This is a genomic window from Kitasatospora sp. NPDC087314 (genome assembly GCF_044744365.1).
Classification (GTDB): Bacteria; Actinomycetota; Actinomycetes; order Streptomycetales; family Streptomycetaceae; genus Kitasatospora.
The window spans coordinates 502,680-520,305 of sequence record NZ_JBIUYE010000004.1 but is presented as its reverse complement, the minus strand read 5'-3'; the positions used below and the strand labels follow the sequence as shown (position 1 = coordinate 520,305).

The following is a 17,626-nucleotide window of genomic DNA, read 5'->3' as shown; positions in this document are numbered from 1 at the left end:
TCGATATATGGCCGGAGTTTGACGGTTGCCCAGGGCTGCTACCGCCTCGGACGGCGCGAGGTGGGCCCGGCCTGGCTGAACCGGTTCGGGCCAGACCAGGCCGGTTCGGTTCGGTCGAACCGGTCCCGTTCGGTCAGGCCGGACGGCCGGGCGGGACCAGGCCGGACTGGTAGGCGATGGCGACGAGTTGGGCCCGGTCGCGGGCGTCCAGCTTGGCCATCGCGCGGTGGACGTGGGTCCGGACGGTGAAGGGGCTGACGAACATCCGCTCGGCGATCTCCTCGTTGGTGAGCCCGGTGGCGGCCATGGACATCACCTCGCGCTCGCGGGCGGTGAGCACGGACAGGCGCTCCGCCGCGGCGTTCGCGCCGGCCGCCGGATCGGGCTGGGCGAGGAACTGGTCGATGACGGCCCGGGTGGCGGCGGGCGAGAGCAGGGCGTCCCCGGCGGCGACGGTACGGACGGCGGAGAGCAGTTCCGCCGGGTCCGCCCCCTTGCCGAGGAAGCCGCCCGCGCCCGCGCGCAGCGCCTGGGCCACGTACTCGTCGATCTCGAAGGTGGTGAGGATCAGCACCCGGGTGCCGGCCAGCTCCTCGTCGCCGCAGATGGCGGCCGTCGCGCCGAGGCCGTCGGCGCCGGGCATCCGGATGTCCATCAGGACGATGTCGGGACGGGTGGCGCGGGCGAGTTCGACGGCCTGGCGGCCGTCGACGGCCTCGCCGACCACCTCCATGTCGTCCTCGGCGTCGATCAGGACCCGGAAGGCGCCGCGCAGCAGCGCCTGGTCGTCGGCGAGCAGTACCCGGATGGTCATGTGTGGTCCTTGTCGTCTCGGGCGCCGGTGCGCAGCGGAAGTTCGGCCGTGACCAGGAAGCCCCCGTCGGGGCGGTGGTCGGCGGTGAACCGGCCGCCGACCGCGCCGGCCCGTTCGCGCATGCCGATCAGCCCGAAGCCGCCCTCGCCGGGGGCGGGGTGGGGCAGCAGGGCCTGTCGGGGGCGGGCGCCGGCCGGGGGACGGCCGTTGGCGACGCTGACGGCGACCCGGCTGCCGCTGTAGGCGAGGGTGATCTCGGCGTCGGCGCCGCGGGCGTGCTTGGCCACGTTGGTGAGCGACTCCTGGACGATCCGGTAGGCGGTGAGGTCGACGCCGGGAGACAGCGCGCGGGCCTCGCCCTCGACGGTGAGCCGGACCGGCAGGCCGGTGCGTTCGAAGGAGTTGATCAGGTCGGGGAGCCGGTCGAGGCCGGGGGCCGGTTCGAGCGGGGCGGGCTCCTCGGCGCGGCGCAGCAGGCCGACGGTGGCGCGCAGCTCCTGGAGCGCGGAGCCGGTGGCGTCGGTGATGTGGCTGAGCACCTCGCGGGCCTGGGTGGGGTGACGGTCCATGAGGTAGACGGCGATGCCGGCCTGGGCGTTGGCGAGGGCGATGTGGTGGGCGACGACGTCGTGCAGGTCGCGGGCGATCCGGATCCGCTCGTCGGCGACCCGGCGGCGGGCCTCCTCCTCGCGGGTGCGTTCGGCGCGTTCGGCGCGTTCCTCGATGGCCGCGAGGTGGGCTCGGCGGTTGCGGATGGAGTCGCCGAGGGCGCCGGGCAGCAGGGCCCAGGCGAGGACGCCGAGCCGTGCGCCGATCGGGCCGCCGCCCTCGCCGATCAGCGACGTGCCGGTGAGCAGGACGGCGGAGGCGATCGAGGCGCGCAGGGCGGTGGAGCGGTCGGTGCGGACGGCGAGGAAGTAGAGCGTGAGGAGCAGCGGGGTGGCCAGCCCGGGGGTGAGCCGGGGGGTGGTGGCGACGAGTGCCATCGTGCAGATCAGCGTGATGACGACCACCAGGCGCGGGTAGCGGCGGTGGGCGAACACGGCGACGGCGGAGACCAGCGCGATGGCGCCGCTGAGCGGCCGGAAGGGGATGACGTGGCCGGTCTGGTCGACGTTGGCACCGGCGAAGGTCATCGCGACCAGCACGACGCCACCGACGGCGTCGAGCAGCCGAGGGTGGTCGCAGCGCAGCCGCTGCCAGGTGTCGCTCATGGTGGTGCTCTCCGGGTCGGGGGTGCCCTGGCGGCACCCTCGCCGGGTTCTGCCAGTTCGTGCCGAACCGCGCCCTGCCGGGCGGGGTGGGCCGGGTCGGGGGCCGCCGTGCGCGTGGCGGACCCCGACAGCAACGGTAACGGTAGGGATCGAACCATTGTCCAGGGCGGGGCCCGCCCCGTTGATCGGGACGGGCCCCGGCTGGTCCGCGGGACCGGCCTTACACGCCGACGGACTCCCGGACCGGAGCCGGTTCGGGGGCGGCGGTCTGCAGCTTGCTGCCCTCGACGTCGATGTCCGGTATCAGCCGGTCCAGCCAGCGCGGCAGCCACCAGGCGTGGCGGCCGAGCAGCGCGAGGACGGCCGGCACGATGGTCATCCGGACCACGAAGGCGTCGAAGGCGACGGCCGCGGCGAGGCCCAGGCCCATCATCTTGATCATCGGTTCGCCCATGCCGATGAAGCCCGCGAAGACGGCGATCATGATGAAGGCGGCGGCCGTGACCACCCGGGCGTTGTGCCGGAAGCCGGTGACGATGGCCTCACGGGGCTGCTCGCCGTGGACGAAGCCCTCGCGGATCCGGGTGACCAGGAACACCTCGTAGTCCATGGCGAGGCCGAAGACCACGCCGACCATGAAGATCGGCATCATGCTCATCACCGGACCGGTCTGTTCGACGCCGATCAGGTTGGCGAGCCAGCCCCACTGGAAGACCGCGACCACGGCGCCGAGCGCGGCGGCCACCGAGAGCAGGAAGCCGAGCGCCGCCTTCAGCGGGACGAGCACGGAGCGGAAGACCACCAGCAGCAGGACGACGGCGAGGCCGACGACCACGGCGAGGTAGGGCACCAGCGCGTCGGTGAGCTTCTGCGAGACGTCGATGTTCATCGCCGTCGTGCCGCTGACCAGGATCGTCGCCCCGGTGGCCGTCTTGAGGCCGGCGGCGTGGCCGCGGATCGTCTGGACCAGGTCCTTGGTCTCGGCGGCGCTCGGGCCGGTGGCCGGGACGGCGTTCAGCAGGGCGGTGTCCCCCGCCTTGTTGAACATCGGCGGGGTGACGGAGACCACGCCGGGCAGCCCGGAGACGGTCTTGGCGACCTCGCCCGCGGCGGCCTTCGGATCGGGCGTGCCCTTGGCGTCCACCATGACGGTCAGCGGCCCGTTGAAGCCGGGGCCGAAGCCCTCGGACAGCAGGTCGTAGGCCCGGCGCTGGGTGGTGGAGGTGGGCTTGGACTCGTCACCGGGCAGGCCGAGCCGCAGGTCGAGCGCGGGAGCCGCGAGCACGCCGAGGCCGATCACGGCGCCGAGCAGCACGGCGAGCGGGCGGCGCAGCACGAACCGGGCCCAGCGGGAGCCGCCGTTCTCCTTCTTCGGCCGGACGACACCGTTGCGGGCCTTGCGGGGCAGCACCCGACGACCGATGAAGCCGAGCAGCGCGGGCACCAGGGTGAGCGCGACCAGGACGGCGATGACCACGGTGCCGGCCGCCGCCATGCCCATCTTGGCGAGGATCGGGATACCGACCACGGAGAGCCCGGCCAGGGCGATCACCACGGTGAGCCCGGCGAACACCACGGCGGACCCGGCGGTGCCGACGGCCCGGCCGGCCGCCTCCTGCGGGGTGCGGCCCTCGGCGAGCTCGGCCCGGTAGCGGGAGACGATGAACACGGCGTAGTCGATGCCGACCGCGAGGCCGAGCATCATCGCGAGGGTGCCGGTGGTGGAGGACAGGCCGAGCGTGCTGCCGAGCGCGGTGATCAGGGCCATGCCGAGGCCGACCCCGATCACGGCGGTGAGCAGCGGCAGCCCGGCGGCGACGAGCGAGCCGAAGGTGATCACCAGGACGACCGCGGACAGCGCCATGCCGACCATCTCGCTGCTGCCGCCGGCCTCGGGCTTGGCCATCAGCGCGTTGCCGCCGACCTCGACCTTCAGACCGGCGTCCCGCCCGTGCTGGGCGGCCTGCTCCAGGGCGTCGGTGGCGCCCTTGGACAGCTCGCCCGCCTTGACGGAGTAGCTGACGGTCGCGTACGCGGTGGTGCCGTCCTTGGAGACGGCGCCGGCCTTGAACGGGCTGACCGCGCCGGTGACCTCCTCGCCGTGGGCGAGTTCGGCGACCGTCCGCTCCACCGCCTGCTCGTTGGGCGCGGCGGTGATCTTCTGCCCGGACGGGGCGACGAACACCAGGCGGGCCGAGGCGCCGTCGGCGTGGCCGCCGGGGAAGCGCTCGTTCATCAGGTCGAAGGCCTTCTGCGCCTCCGTGCCGGGCATCGCGAAGCCGTCGTCGGGTGCGGCGGGCGCCTTGGCCGCGAGGACTCCGCAGACGGCCAGCACGGCGACCCAGAGCAAGGTCACCAGCCGGCGTCGTGCGAAGGCCAAGCGGCCCAGGCGGTACAGGAACGTGGCCACGGGAGAGTGGACTCCTTCGGATCTCGGTCAGAGTGCGCGCCGCGGCCGGGCCGGCGCCTTTCGACGCGGACCGCCCGCAGCATGACCCATCCTTGATCGCCGGACCCTGCTCCGTCGTCGTCCCTGCGCAGGCCGTTTGCGTACTGCGGACGCAGTACGGCCCCTCCCCGAACGGCGGAGCGCACGGCCTGCGGCGGGAGCAGCCTGGTGTACTTCCGCGGGCGGCCCCGGCCGGCTCGACGGGGCCCGGCGCCGTCACCCGGGCGGGCGGTGACGACGGGCCGCGGGCTGCCGGGCGACGTAGCGTGGGCCCGACCCTTTTCGCATGGTTCAGGCCGATCCGACCCGATCGCCGCCGATCCAGCCCCGCCGCCGGAGGTACCCATGGGCGTTCCCGCCGCCCGCATCGTGTTCGACGAATCCGACCGCGCGGCCGTCGCCGACGCGGTGACGGAGATGCTCGCCACCGGCGCCCTCACCCTGGGCCCGTGGACCGAGCGCTTCGAGCAGGCCTTCGCCGCCGAGCACGGCGCCTCGCACGCCGTCGCGGTGAGCAGCGGCACCGCGGCGCTGGAGGTGATCCTGCGCACCGTCGACGTCCGGGGCCGCGACGTCGTCGTCCCTGCCGTCACCTTCTACGCGACCGCCGGCGCCGTGCTGCACGCCGGCGGGCGTCCGGTGATCGCCGACGTCGACCCGGACACCCTGGCACTCTCCCCCGAGACGCTGGAGGCGGCCCTCACCCCGGATACCGCAGCCGTCGTACTCGTCCACATCGGCGGCCTGGTCACCCCGCAGGTCGGCGCGCTGCGCGCGATCTGCGACGACCGCGGCATCCCGCTGGTCGAGGACGCCGCGCACGCCCACGGCAGCAGCCTCGACGGGCGCTCGGCCGGGACGTTCGGCCTGGCCGGGGCCTTCTCGTTCTACCCGACCAAGGTCATCACCAGCGGCGAGGGCGGCCTGATCGTCACCGAGTCGCCCGAGCTGCGCGACGAGGCCCGCACCTACCGCGACCAGGGCAAGGGCTCCTTCACCACCAACCACCACGTCCGGCTCGGCTACGCCTGGCGGATGAGCGAGCTCAGCGCCGCCGTCGGCGCCGTGCACCTGCGCCGGCTCAAGGAGTTCATCGAGACCCGCCGGGCCGTCGCCCGCCGCTACGACGCGGCGCTGGCCGGGCTGGACGGCCTGGAGCCGGTGCTCGAACCGCCCGGTTGCCGGAGCAACTACTACAAGTACGTGGCGCTGCTGCCGCCCGGGGTGGAGCGCGCCGCGTTCAAGCGGGCGGTCGCCGAGGAGTACGGCGTGCGGCTGTCCGGCGAGGTGTACGACCTGCCGCTGCACCTGCAGCCCGTCCTCGCCCCCTACCGGCGCGAGGCACTGCCGGTCGCCGAGGACGTCTGCGCGCGGCAGGTCTGCCTGCCGGTCCACTCCGACATGACCGAGGACGAGACGGAGCAGGTCATCGAGGCCGTCTCGGCGGTGCACCGGCGACTCGTCGGATAGCCGGGTCCGCCCGGCCGGGCAGGCCCAACCGGAGGCACGACCGGAGGCACGACCACCGGAAGCTCGACCAGGAGCACGACCAGGAGCTCGGCAAGGAGAGAGAACGTGCGGGTAGCCGTCACCGGGGGATGCGGATTCATCGGCTCACACGTCGTGGACCACCTGCTCGCGGCCGGCCACGACGTCCTCGCGGTGGACACCACCGACAAGTACCTCAACCCCGACGCCGAGCACGCCCGGCTCGACGTCCTCGACCTGGCGGCGCTCACCTCCGCGCTGGCCGGCAGCGAAGTGGTGTACCACCTCGCCGCGATGGCCGACGTCGAACAGGTCTCCGCCGACCCGGTGCGGGCCGTGCGGACCAACATCGACGGCACCGAGGCCGTCCTGGAGGCCGCCCGGCGCAGCGGGCTGAGCCGCACCGTGCTGGCGAGCACCGTCTGGGTCTACGGCGCCGCCCTCACCGACGACCAACTCGACGGCGGTGAGCAGGAGTTGGACGAACGCGTGCCGATCGAGCTGGAGCGCAGCGGCCACCTCTACGTCGCCACCAAGCTCGCCTCCGAGCTGCTGGTGCACAGCTACCGCGAGCTGTACGGGCAGCACTTCACCATCCTGCGCTACGGCATCCCGTACGGGCCCCGGATGCGCGACGAACTGGTCGTCGCCCGGTTCGTCCAGGCGGCGCTCGCCGGACGGCCGATCACCATCGCCGGCGACGGCCGGCAGAGCCGCAACTTCGTCTACGTCGAGGACCTCGCCGACGCCCACGTCCGGGCCCTCTCCCCCGCCGCCGAGGACCAGACCTTCGCCCTGGAGGGCTCGACCGCCGTCTCGGTGCGCGACATCGCGGACACCGTCGACACGCTGCTGGGGCCCGTCAGCATCGAGCACATCGACGGCCGAAAGGCCGACTACGCCGGCCGGCGGATCTCCTGCGCCCAGGCCAAACGGCTGCTCGGCTGGTCTCCGCACACCAACTTCACGGACGGCGTGCGGCGGTACGCGGACTGGTACCGGACCGACACCGCCGCCTCCGCCGCCTCCTGACCGGGCCGCCCGATGCCGCACGCGCTGCTCGTCTCCGGCTCCCTCGGCCAGGGCCACGACGTGATGGCCCAGGCCTGCGCGGACACCCTGCGGGCCCGCGGCTGGACCACCAGCACCGTGGACGCGATGGCGCTGCTCGGGCAGCGCTCGGGCGCCGCCGGGGAAGCCGTCTTCCGGCGGCTGCTCGACCTGCCCGGCGTGTACGACGCCTTCCACTTCTCGGCGTTGCGGCCGGGCGCCCGGCTCGCGCTGCTCGCCGACGCGGCGGCCCGCACCCGGCTCGTCCCGGCCCTGCGGGAGCTGGTCGCGGCGCAGCGACCGCAGCTGGTGGTCTCGGTGTTCGCCACCGCCACCTCGGCCGTCAACCGGCTGCCGAACAGGGACTTCCGGCACTTCGTGTTCTGCACCGACGTGACGCCGCACCGGCTCTGGGTGCAGGAGGGCACCGACCTCTTCCTGGTCACCTCCGAGGTCGCCGCCTGCGCCGTCCGCCGCTACCGGCCGGACGCCGCCGTCACCGTCCTGCCCGCGCCGCTGCGGGAACCGTTCTACCGGCCGCCCGGCCGGGCCGAGGCTCGTGCCGGCCTCGGTGTCCCGGCGGGTGCCGCGTGCGTGCTGCTGATGTCCGGCGCCTGGGGGCTCGGGCCGCTCGCCCGCACCGCCGCCTCGCTCGCCGCCGCCGGGCCGCACGTGCTCGCCGTCGCCGGGCGCAACCGGGAACTGGAACGCAGACTGCGGGCCGCCGCCCGCCGGGAGCCGCGCCTGCAGCCCTTCGGCTACACCGACCGGATCCCCGCGCTGATGGCCGCCGCCGACCTCGTCGTCACCAGCTCCGGCGACACCTGCAGCGAGGCCCGCGCCCTCGGGCGGCGGCTGCTGCTACTCGACGTCGTCCAGGGCCACGGCCGCGACAACCTCCAGCACGAGCTGGAACTCGGACACGCCGACGTCGCCTCCGCCCACCCCGCCGAGGTGGTCCGCAACGCCCTCGCCGCCCTCGCCCGCCCGGAGCCCGCGCCCTCCCCCGGCGCCACCCCGGAGCGCTGGCGCACGGGGTTCACGGGCGCCCTGGAGCAGGTGGGGTTGGCGTAGGGCATCGGGCGGGGACTACCGCGGTGCGCGGCGCGGCACCGGACGGACCGGGGGTTCAGGACGGCCAGGGGACGGCATGGTCGCGGAGCGGGCCGAGGGTCAGGGCCCGGGTGCGGCAGTGGGCGGCGATCAGGGGAAGCGCGGCGAGGGTGGCGCGCCAGGAGTCGGGGGCCGAAGTGCAGTCGGAGTCGTGCAGGAGCAGGGTCGCACCGCCGGTGAGGCCGGGGCGGGCGGTCGCGTAGACGGACGCACCGGTCGCCTCCGCCGTCCAGTCCCGGCCCCAGGCCGTCCACAGGACGCTGCGCAGGCCCAGGCGGCGGGCGGCCAGGGCCGGGCCGGCGGTCAGCACGCCGTACGGCGGGCGGTACCAGTGCGGGCGGGCCCCGCACAGCTCGGTCACCGCCTCGGTGGTGCGGCACACCTCGCGCAGGTCGCGGACCGGGGCCGGGTACCACTGCGGCCGGTGGTACCAGCCGTGGACGGCCACCTCGTGCCCGCGCAGCACCAGCTCCCGGCCGAGGGCGGGAGCGCGCTCCAGCATCGAGCCCAGCAGGAAGAACGTGGCGCGCACACCGCCGAGCCCGTCCAGCGCGTCCAGGACGTACGGGGTGCTGCGCGGGTCGGGGCCGTCGTCGAAGGTCAGCGCGACGTGGAGCGGGTCGGCGCCGAGGCCGGCCGTCCGACGGGCCAGCGTGCGGCGCAGCACCGGAAGGCGCACCGCCGCGGGGGCCAGGTGCGCGAACTCGGCCGCGGCCGCCACCGTGAGCGCCCGGGTGGCCGTGTTCACCCGAAGCGGGCGGCCATCCGCCGGAACACCCCCGGCGCCACGCCGTGGATCCGGGCCGGGAGGCCGAGCCAGTGCGGCACGTACAGCCGGTCGCGCTCGGTGGTGATGGTCGCGACCACGGTGTCGGCGACCCGCTCCGCCGAGACGGGGCGCGGCCGCTCGCGCTGGTAGGGCGTCCCGCGCCGTTCGAAGAACGGGGTGTCCACCGGGCCCGGCAGCACCAGGCGCACCCCGACCCCGGTGCCGCGCAGCTCGTACCAGAGGCTCTCCGCGAACATCGCCAGCCCGCCCTTGGTCGCCGCGTAGCCCGACTCGTCGCGCACGCCCACCTGGCCGGCCATCGAGCCGAGCAGCACGATCCGGCCGCGGCGGCGCTCCAGCATGCCCGGCAGGAGGAGGCGGACCAGCCGCAGCGGGGCCGCGAAGTTGACCTCGACCATCCGGTCCAGGACGTCCGCAGGGGTGTCGACGAACGGTCCGCGCCAGCCCAGGCCCGCGCTCGCGACCAGTACGTCCACCCGGCCGGCCGCCGCGAGGGCCGCCTCGGCGAGGCGGCGCGGGCCGTCCGGCTTGCTCAGGTCCTCGGGCAGGGCGCGGCCGCCGGTGCGGGCGGCGACCTCGTCGAGGCGGGCCTGGTCGGTGCCGGACAGCAGGGTCCGCCAGCCGGCGTCGGCCAGGCGGGTGGCGGTGGCCAGGCCGATCCCGGAGGAGGCGCCGGTGACGAGCACGACCGGGCGGTCGGTGGGCCCCGGGTGTCGAGGGCCCGGCTGGGCTTCGTCCGCCATCGCGTACCTGCCGCTCCGTGGGCGTGTCGCCGTCCGTTTTGTCCGGCAAGTCACCTTCGCACGGCGGCATCGTCCGGGCTACCGGGGCGGGGCGGCCGACTCCGCCTCGGTGTCCGGGCCCGAGGTGTCCGGGTTCGAGGCGTCCTGGTTCGAGGCGTCTCGGTTCGAGGCGCTCGGGCCCGCGCCGGACGGATCCGAGCCGGACGGATCCGAGCCGGACGGGTTCGCGCCGCACAGGGCCGCGGCGGCCTCCGCGGACTCCCCCTCCAGCTCGCCGAACCGGGACAGCAGGAAGGTGCCGCTCACCGCCACCGCGAACCCCGCCAGCGCGCACCACTCGAAGCCCGGCCGGGCCGCGTCACCGAGCGCCGCCACCCCGACCAGGGCCGGGCCGAAGGTCTCGGCGACCGTCCCGGCGGCGGTCGCGGCCGTCACCGTGCCGCGCTGCAGGGCCAGCGCGTACGCGAGGTAGCCGCCCAGGCCGCCGGCCGCGAGCGCGTAGGCCGCCGGGTCGGTGAGCACGGCCGCCGGGCTCGACGCGTCCAGCACCCGCACCGCCAGGCTCGTCACCCCGAACCCCACCCCCGCCAGCAGCCCCAGCCCGGCCGCCGCGACCGTGCCGTCCCGGCGCACCAGGACGAGGGTGAGCAGCAGCATCAGGGCGGTGGTCGCGAGCAGCGCCCAGTGGAACACGGCCGGGGCGTACTCGCGGCCCTCCCGGCCCGAACCCGACGCCAGCAGCGTCAGACCGACCACCACCGCGAGGATCCCCGCCACGTCCCCCCGGCGCAGCCGGGCTCCGAGCAGCCAGACGGCGGCCAGCGCCGTCACGGCCAGGCTCGCGTTGGTGACGGCCTGCACGAGGAACAGGGGCAGACTGCGCAGCGCCACGATGCTCAAGCCGAAGCCGATGATGTCCAGCGCCGTGCCGAGCAGGAACTCCCACGACCGCACCAGCGCCGCCAGCAGCCCCGCCCGCACCCGGTCCGCCTGCGGCGCCGACCGCGCGCCACGGGCCTGGAACACCGCCCCGAATCCGAAGCAGACGGTGGCGGCCAACGCGGTGGTGAGTCCCAGCAGCATGCCTCTCCCAGCCTCGCGGGCAGCATCGATCTCCCACCAGTCTGTGCCCGGGACGATACCGCCGCACGGGTGGGACGGCACGACCACACGGCACGACCACGTCGCCGACGGCAGAGCGTACGGGCCGACTTCCCTGGCCTGCCGAAGGGCGGTGATGAGGGGGCGCTCGGCGCCCGGCACCGGCGTGCGATCGGCCGGGCCTACCGCACCAGCGCACTCGCGCCCTCGCGCCCCGCCTCGGCCGCGCGGAGCATCGGGCTCCCCGCGCCGGCTGCCGTGCCGGAAGCGGCGGCCGTGTCGGGAGCGGCGGCCGGCGACCTGGCCGCGCGGAAGGCGCGTCAGGGCTTGAGGGCCACGGCGGCGTACGCGGAGGCGTCGGAGGCGGTGGTGGGCGGGTCGGCGGGGGTGGGACGCCAGTGCGGGGTCGGGACGACGCCGGGGGCGATGAGGGTCCAGCCGTCGAAGAAGCGGGTGAACTCGGGGAGGGTGCGGGCCTGGGCGGCGGTGCCGGCGGATTCGTAGATGCGGACCAGGCGGGCGATCTCCGCCGGGGCGAATTCGGGGGTGACGTGGGTCATCACCAGGGCACTGCCGGGGGCGAGGGCGGATTTGAGGTGCTCGACGATCTCGTGGGCGCCGTGACCGTCGGGGACGAAGTGGAGCAGGGCGTTGAGGGAGAGCCCGACGGGGCGGGTGAGGTCGATGGTGTCGCGCAGGCCGGACGAGGCGAGCAGGCGGGCGGGGTCCGTGACGTCGGCCTCGACGTAGGCGGTGCGTCCCTCGGGGGTGCCGGTGAGCAGGGCCTGGGCGTGCGAGAGCACGATCGGGTCGTTGTCGGCGTAGACGACGCGGGCGCGCGGCTCGACGCCCTGGGCGACCTCGTGGAGGTTGGGCGAGGTGGGGATTCCGGTGCCGATGTCGAGGAACTGGTCGATGCCGGCCTGGGCGAGGGTGCGAGTGGAGCGATGGATGAACGAGCGGTTCGCGCGGGCGGCGGCGCGCAGCCAGGGCGCGACGGCGAGGGCGTGTCCGGCGGCCTCGCGGTCGGCGGCGAAATTGGTGAAGCCGCCGAGGTAGTAGTCGTACATCCGGGCCGAGTGCGGCATGTTCAGCCGCAGGTCGACCCCGTCGTAGAGGCTCATCGCATTCCCCCTCGCCGTCGCGGGCACCTGCCGATCGGTGCCCAGCGTATCCGTGCGCCAATCGCCGTCACCGCGCCACAACTAGTCGGTAGATCCTACGAGATGACAGTCCGTATTCGGTGGGCAGCCTGGAGTGACAGGCCTGATGGAATGAGGATAGGCGCAGACAGCCCGACCCTCGGGTGGCCCGGCGAGCAGTCGGCGGCCACGGAAAGCAGGCTCGATGACGATCGACAGGGGCGCCCCCGTGCGCGGGCACCTGGAAGGGCCGGCGGTGGAGCGCACCGGAACGGCGGGGGCGGACCGGGGGTTCGGCGGCGACCTCGGCCTCCGGCGGGACCTCGCCTACGCGGCGTTCTGCGAGACGAATGAACCCGCCTGGTACGCGCTCGCGTTGACCAGGATAGGCGGCCAGGCGGACGCCGCGCTGGTGGTCGAGGCCGTGAAGACGGACCTGGCCCGCTGCTGGCCGCAGATCCTGCGGTTCGAGGAACCGGCCGCGTACGCCTGGCGGTTGGCGAACCGGCACGTCTCCGACTGGGTGGCCGCCGAGGAGCCGGTCACCGTGGAGGCCGTCACCTTCGCGGCCGTGATCGGCGCGTTCAAGCAGGTGGCGAACGGGCTGCTGCACAGCGAGGCCGACGAGGTGCGGCTGTACGCGGCGATCCTCGAACTGCCGGACCGACAGCGGGACGTGATCATCCTGCGCTACCTGCTCGGCCTGCACGTCAAGGTGATCGCGGCGTACCTGGGGCGGCCGGTGGCGACGGTGCACTCCAACCTGCGGCACGCGCGGGAACGGTTGGCGCGCCGGCTCGGGGTGGGCGAACTGCCGGACCACACGGGTGAGCTGTGACGGCCCACCCCGAGACCGACCCGCTCGACGGGACGGACTCGCTCAACGGGGCGAACGCGAACGATGAGGCGCACCCGAACGATGGGGCGCACGAGAGCGACCGGGGGCGCGCGGCGTTCCACGTGCCCCGGCCGGAGCGCGCGCACGCCGAACGCATCGCCGCACTGCGCCAGGCCCGGCTGACGGCGGCGCCGACGCACCTGTCGTCGGAGCACGAGCAGGCCGCCTTCGAACTCGGCCTGGTGGTGGCCCTGGTGCTGGGCGCGCCGGACGCCTCCCGGGGGCTCGACCTGCTGGTGAACGCCCGGCGGATCCAGCCCGAGGGTGCGGAGGTGTTCGCCGCGCTGCTGTACGCCACCGGGCGGGAGGAGGGCGCGGAGTTCTGGTGGCGCTTCGCCGCGGGCTCGGGGTGCGGGACGGCCGCGTACTGCCTGCACCTGCACCATCTGAAGCTCGGCGAGAACGACGACGCGGACTACTGGCGGGCCTGGTCCGACCAACTGGCGTCGGCCGAACGCCCTCCGGGGTCACGGCCGTTGCGGATGAGCAGGCCGCTGCTGCCGGACGACGTGCGGCGCGACATCCTGTCCCGGGTCCACCACGGGCTGGCGCCGCAACTTCCGCCGCGGCTGGTGGCGGTGATCGACCGGCTGCCGCGGCAGGGGGACGAGGAGGAGGTGCCGAGCCCGTGGGGGCTCACCTCGGGCGCGACGTCCGCGTGTTCGTGGGACGTTCGCGGGGAGGGCGAGGACCCGTTGGAGTGATGCCACCCGCGCCTGCCCGCGCTCCTCCCTTCAGGTGAGCCCGGCCCTTCAGGTGAGCACCGCCTGCCGGGCGGCGATCTCCGGGTCGCGGCCGCTGCCGGAAGTGACGTGCTCCGCCCCGGGGCCGGCGCGCCGGACGATGTAGTGGTGCGGGGCCATCGCCGTGTCCCGGCCGGAGAGTTCGGCGACCACCGCGCGGTGCGCGACGACCGGGGTGAGTCCGTCGCCCCCGACCAGCGGCCGGGCGGTCAGCCGGGCGGTCAACACTCCGTCGTCCAGGGACAGTTCGATGTCCGCCCGGGCGCCGAGGGCGGTCTCCAGCAGGGCGCGGACGGCCGCCAGATCGATCCAGGAGCCGTCGATCAGCCGCCACTCACCGCTTCGTTCGGGGGGCGGCACCTTCGCGAGTCCGGGCAGTTCGCGAAGCGGAACCGGCCTGCGGGCGGCGGCGGCGAGGACGGCGAGCAGCGCCCGCGCGAACCGGTCGGTCTCGTCCGGGTCGAACACCTGCGGGCAGGCGATGAGGGCGAAGTCGAGGCTGCCGGTGATCCGCAGGATGGTGAACATCAGCCGGACCGGCAGCGGCGGGGCGGGCACGCGGGTCAGCTCCGGGTCGGCGGCCGGGGCGGGTTGGGCGTCGGCGACGGCGGCGGGGATGGTCAGGCTCAGGTCGTTGACCACGACCTGGCGGGGGAAGCGGCCGCCGCGCAGGTGGGCACAGTCCTCGACGATCCGCCAGACCCGCTCGGCGTCCAGGGTGCCGTGCCAGTAGGCGCTCAGCGAGGCGGACTTGGCCCGGCCGATCAGCTGGTCGAGGTCGGCCGCCCCGGTGTCGAGCAGGATCAGGGCGTCCTGCGCGAGGGTGCCGACGTGGTCGACCAGGGCGGCACGCTGGCGGTTCGCGGAGAGCGCGGAGATCACCAAGTCGGTGCGGCCGGCCCGGTGGGCGACCAGGGCGGCGAAGGCGGCGAGCAGGACGACGGACGGGCTCGCGCCGGTGCGGCGGCAGACGGTGGCGAGATCCTCGGCGGCGCCCTGCGAGCGGACGAGGACGGCGGAGAGGTCGCGCGGCGGGCCGGTGATCCGCGAGTCGGCGAAGACCACCTGCGGGCCGGCCGCGAGGATGCGCCCCCAATGCCGCAGCGCGGCCGCCGACTTGCGGCGACCCTGCGCACCCTGTTCCGCACCCGCGATCTGCAGCGGGGTCGGGGCGGTGACCGGCGGGAGGTCCTTTCCGGCGGCGAGGGCCAACCAGTCCTGGATCAGCACCGCGGTGGCGGCGCCGTCGGCTCCCGCGTGGCAGACCACCGCGACCAGCCGCAGCAGCCGCTCCCCGTCGGCGACCAGGGTGAGGCGAAGCCGTGGGGCGGCGTCCAGGTCGAACGCCACGGTCACGTCGGCCTGGCCCACCTCCGCCGCCAACCGGTCGAGTTCGACCTCACCACGGCCGCCGGCCTCGACCACGGTGACGGCGAACCGGCCCTCCGAGTGCACCACTTGGCGCTCCGGGAAGCCGTCCGCGCCAGGGCCCGCGGGGAAGGAGGTGCGCAGCGACTCGTGCCGTTCGACGAGGAGGCGCAGCGCGGCCAGCCCGGCCGACACCGAGGTGCCGTCCGGGACGGGCCAGGCGGATTCCTTGTTGATCTGCTCGGGGGCGTCACGCCGGATGCACCGGATCATGTTGTCCTGGCCGAGCGTGAGCGGCCCGGAGCCGCCGCCCGGGGCCGCGTACCGGACCTCGATCCGCCGGCTGGTCTGTGTCTCGCGGTACGGGATCACGTCGTACGCGCCTTTCGGCTCGCCGGGAAGGACTCAGCGGGGTGTGATCGGGACGCTATCAGCGACCTCGCACATTGGTCCAGACCAAATAGAAACTGATATATCGTCAATCTCTTACAATAAAAGAAAGTTGACATGTATTAGCCCATCGCCGACCGCAACTACGCGAGGGTCAGCATGCTCAGCACGCCGAGCCTGCGGTCCAGCCCGGCGACCAGCACGGGGCGCCCCTGCGCCTGCCATCCGGGCAGCCGCTCGGCGAGTTCCGCCCAGACCCCGGTGAACGGCTGGGCCGCCGAACCCTCGGCACCGTCCAGCCCGGGGCCGAGCACCCGAGCCGCGTCGGACCCGAGCCCCTCGGTCTGCATCCGCAGTGCCACGTCCGGCGGCTCGGCCGCCGGAATCTGATGGATCGTCATGGTCGGCCCGGGGGCCTCCTCGCAGACCAACACCACCACGCCGTGCCGCTCCGGGAGCGTCACCTGGCCGGCCGGTTCGTAATGCAGCGCGGTCTGCTCGGCGAGCACCATGACCGCCCGACGGCAGGCCCCGGTGCGGTGGTAGTCCGCCGCGAGGCGCAGCGCGGTGAACGCGGCCGCGGAGCCCTGGTCACAGACCGCGAAGGCGAGCGGTGTGCCCGGACAGGCCCGGCTGAGCGCCAGCGAGGAGGGCGCGCCGGGCCGGACGTCCGGGGTGTCGAAGGCCAGGATCAGCAGGTCGACGGGCTCACCGTCGGCGAGCATCTCGCGCAACAGGCCCTCGGCCAGCTCCTCGTAGGAGTGGCCGACGCCCTCGCGCAGCAGATCCTCCCGCAGCGGCAGGCCGTAGGGACGGACCAGGTCGGAGACGAACACCCGCAGGTCCGGGTCGAGCGAGGTCTCCGAGCGGCCGTCGAAGCGCCTCGCGATCGCCCGGGTGATCCGCAGGCCGTGGTCGGCCACCCGGTCAGTCCTCGGGGATGACGTGCCCGGCGACGTAGTCGGCCAGGTTGGCGACCGAGCGCAGGTCGTCCTCGGTGATCTGCTCGACGTCCACCTGGATGTCGAGCGACTCCTCCAGCTCCAGGATGAGTTCGATGGTGCCGGCGGAGGTGAGGCCGAGGTCGTCGAAGAGGCAGGCGTTCTCCGGGATCTCGGGCAGTTCACGCTTGAGGACGCGGGGCAGCAGCTCGCCGATGCCGTGGCGGATCCGCTCGCGCAGCTCGGGGTCAGTGGTCTGGACCACAGGTTCTGACATGGGTGTCCCGTCCCGTCGTACGTGGGAGAGTGTTCTGGCGTGGGAGTGGTCTGGCGTGGAAGTGGCCGACGAGGCTACCGGCGGGTCGTCAGCACCGGACCGCCATCGCGGAGAAGGTGGCTCCGACACCGGCGGCGGCGATCAGGTAGTGATCGCCGCGGCGGAGCAGCCCCCGCGTGGTGGCGGTGTGAAGATTGATGAGGCTGTCTGCAGCGAAACTGTGCCCGACCGACAGCACGTTGTCCAGCACCACCTTGTCGAGCGGATAGCCGATCCGGCGCGCTATCATCCGCCACGACGCCTGGTTGACGTTGTGCGGAAGCACTGCGGCCAGGTCGGAGAGGTCCAGACCGGCCTCCTCCAGGGCGGCTTCGATCGCCTCCACCATCACGTTCGGGTACTCGCGCTGGTAGCGGGCCAGCAGGTCCGCGTCCTCGGCCAAGCGGCCGTCGAACTCCGGGCGCTGGCGCACCGCGAAGGAGAGCACCCGGTGGTGCTCGCCGTCGGCGCGCACCAGGCAGGCGGCCGCGCCCTCGGCGAAGATCCCGGTCTCGGGCACCACCTGGGCGTCCTTGGTGAAGGTCTTCTCGCCCGCCAGGATGAGCGCAAGCGCCTCCGGGTCGGGGTCGGCGGCGAGCAACCGGCCGGCCAGGTCGATGGCCAGCAGGCCCACCGCGCACGCGTGGTGGGTCACCGTGAACGCGTTGGCGTGCGCGAGTCCGCGCCCGGCCAGCAGGTCGTGCAGCGGGTTGAGCGGGTAGGGCACCGCCACCGGCATGCTGCGCGCGTGGATCACGTAGCGGACGTGCCGCTCGCGTCCGCGCAGCTCAGACAGGTTGTCGAGGGCGGCTTCCAGCAGGTCGGGCAGCGTCCCGGTCGGATCCAGACGCAGCTGGTCCAGGCCGTGGAAGCGGCGGAAGAGACGAAGTTGACGTGGGGTCAGGCCGATCCGCTCACCAACCGCCTCGATGGGCACGGCGTGCGGGGGGAGGTGAACGGCCACTGCCTCCAGTGCTGTCACGCGGGCTAGTATTCCGACGCCCGCCTGGTCGCACAAGTGATCTCGGGCCCCTCTCCGTCGCGATCGCCCCCGAGGCCGACGAAT

Annotated in this window: 16 protein-coding genes; 5 read left to right on the top strand and 11 right to left on the bottom strand. The window is 74.2% G+C overall.

Features of this window, described 5'->3' with window-relative positions; translation table 11 throughout:
• Nucleotides 1-133: 133 nt before the first annotated feature.
• The 3 genes from ACIO5E_RS11600 to ACIO5E_RS11590 all read right to left on the bottom strand — a co-directional run bounded on the left by ACIO5E_RS11600 (nt 134) and on the right by ACIO5E_RS11590 (nt 4,438).
• Nucleotides 134-814 (bottom strand): response regulator, encoded by a 681-nt coding sequence (locus tag ACIO5E_RS11600; RefSeq protein WP_400666149.1) that lies wholly within the window; start codon nt 812-814, stop codon nt 134-136.
• The gene (locus ACIO5E_RS11595; protein ID WP_400666147.1) at nt 811-2,028 is read right to left on the bottom strand and encodes a sensor histidine kinase; all 1,218 of its coding nucleotides are present in this window, start codon (nt 2,026-2,028) and stop codon (nt 811-813) included. The genes ACIO5E_RS11600 and ACIO5E_RS11595 overlap by 4 nt, the downstream gene beginning before the upstream one ends.
• Before the next feature lie 220 nt (nt 2,029-2,248).
• A complete protein-coding gene (locus tag ACIO5E_RS11590) occupies nt 2,249-4,438 on the bottom strand; it encodes an MMPL family transporter (protein ID WP_400666144.1) in 2,190 nt (729 codons plus the stop codon).
• 384 nt (nt 4,439-4,822) lie between these two features.
• On the opposite strand from ACIO5E_RS11590, the gene ACIO5E_RS11585 reads away from it, so the two are divergent.
• The 3 genes from ACIO5E_RS11585 (at nt 4,823) to ACIO5E_RS11575 (ending at nt 8,089) form a co-directional block, all read left to right on the top strand.
• Nucleotides 4,823-5,947 carry a DegT/DnrJ/EryC1/StrS family aminotransferase gene (locus tag ACIO5E_RS11585; protein WP_400666142.1) on the top strand — a complete coding sequence of 375 codons (1,125 nt, stop codon included), beginning with the start codon at nt 4,823-4,825 and terminating at the stop codon, nt 5,945-5,947.
• 105 nt (nt 5,948-6,052) lie between these two features.
• Nucleotides 6,053-6,997, top strand: a complete 945-nt coding sequence (locus ACIO5E_RS11580) for an NAD-dependent epimerase/dehydratase family protein (RefSeq protein WP_400666140.1) — start codon at nt 6,053-6,055, stop codon at nt 6,995-6,997.
• Nucleotides 6,998-7,009: 12 nt separating this feature from the next.
• Nucleotides 7,010-8,089 (top strand): hypothetical protein, encoded by a 1,080-nt coding sequence (locus tag ACIO5E_RS11575; protein WP_400666138.1) that lies wholly within the window; start codon nt 7,010-7,012, stop codon nt 8,087-8,089.
• A gap of 55 nt (nt 8,090-8,144) precedes the next feature.
• Here the strand turns inward: ACIO5E_RS11575 and ACIO5E_RS11570 are convergent, their stop codons facing one another.
• The 4 genes from ACIO5E_RS11570 to ACIO5E_RS11555 form a co-directional block, all read right to left on the bottom strand.
• On the bottom strand, nt 8,145-8,876 hold the full coding sequence (locus ACIO5E_RS11570) for a polysaccharide deacetylase family protein (RefSeq protein WP_400666136.1): 732 nt from the start codon (nt 8,874-8,876) through the stop codon (nt 8,145-8,147).
• Nucleotides 8,873-9,661, bottom strand: coding sequence for an SDR family NAD(P)-dependent oxidoreductase (locus ACIO5E_RS11565; protein ID WP_400666134.1), 789 nt, complete (start codon nt 9,659-9,661; stop codon nt 8,873-8,875). The genes ACIO5E_RS11570 and ACIO5E_RS11565 overlap by 4 nt, the downstream gene beginning before the upstream one ends.
• 78 nt (nt 9,662-9,739) lie before the next feature.
• Nucleotides 9,740-10,744 (bottom strand): hypothetical protein, encoded by a 1,005-nt coding sequence (locus ACIO5E_RS11560; RefSeq protein ID WP_400666132.1) that lies wholly within the window; start codon nt 10,742-10,744, stop codon nt 9,740-9,742.
• A 338-nt stretch (nt 10,745-11,082) separates the two neighbouring features.
• Entirely contained in the window at nt 11,083-11,886 is an 804-nt protein-coding gene (locus ACIO5E_RS11555; RefSeq protein WP_400666130.1) for an SAM-dependent methyltransferase, read from the bottom strand.
• A 223-nt stretch (nt 11,887-12,109) separates the two neighbouring features.
• Between ACIO5E_RS11555 and ACIO5E_RS11550 the strand changes: the two genes are divergently transcribed.
• Nucleotides 12,110-12,742 carry an RNA polymerase sigma factor gene (locus ACIO5E_RS11550; RefSeq protein ID WP_400666128.1) on the top strand — a complete coding sequence of 211 codons (633 nt, stop codon included), beginning with the start codon at nt 12,110-12,112 and terminating at the stop codon, nt 12,740-12,742.
• Nucleotides 12,739-13,506 (top strand): hypothetical protein, encoded by a 768-nt coding sequence (locus ACIO5E_RS11545; protein ID WP_400666126.1) that lies wholly within the window; start codon nt 12,739-12,741, stop codon nt 13,504-13,506. The genes ACIO5E_RS11550 and ACIO5E_RS11545 overlap by 4 nt, the downstream gene beginning before the upstream one ends.
• Before the next feature lie 48 nt (nt 13,507-13,554).
• On the opposite strand, the gene ACIO5E_RS11540 is transcribed toward ACIO5E_RS11545, so the two are convergent.
• From ACIO5E_RS11540 to ACIO5E_RS11525, 4 genes are all read right to left on the bottom strand, one after another.
• Nucleotides 13,555-15,285, bottom strand: coding sequence for a condensation domain-containing protein (locus tag ACIO5E_RS11540; protein WP_400666124.1), 1,731 nt, complete (start codon nt 15,283-15,285; stop codon nt 13,555-13,557).
• Between the two features lie 161 nt (nt 15,286-15,446).
• The gene (locus ACIO5E_RS11535; RefSeq protein WP_400666123.1) at nt 15,447-16,226 is read right to left on the bottom strand and encodes a hypothetical protein; all 780 of its coding nucleotides are present in this window, start codon (nt 16,224-16,226) and stop codon (nt 15,447-15,449) included.
• A 4-nt stretch (nt 16,227-16,230) separates the two neighbouring features.
• Nucleotides 16,231-16,521 (bottom strand): phosphopantetheine-binding protein, encoded by a 291-nt coding sequence (locus ACIO5E_RS11530; RefSeq protein ID WP_400666121.1) that lies wholly within the window; start codon nt 16,519-16,521, stop codon nt 16,231-16,233.
• Nucleotides 16,522-16,609: 88 nt separating this feature from the next.
• Entirely contained in the window at nt 16,610-17,542 is a 933-nt protein-coding gene (locus ACIO5E_RS11525; RefSeq protein WP_400666119.1) for a 3-oxoacyl-[acyl-carrier-protein] synthase III C-terminal domain-containing protein, read from the bottom strand.
• Between the last annotated feature and the right edge of the window lie 84 nt (nt 17,543-17,626).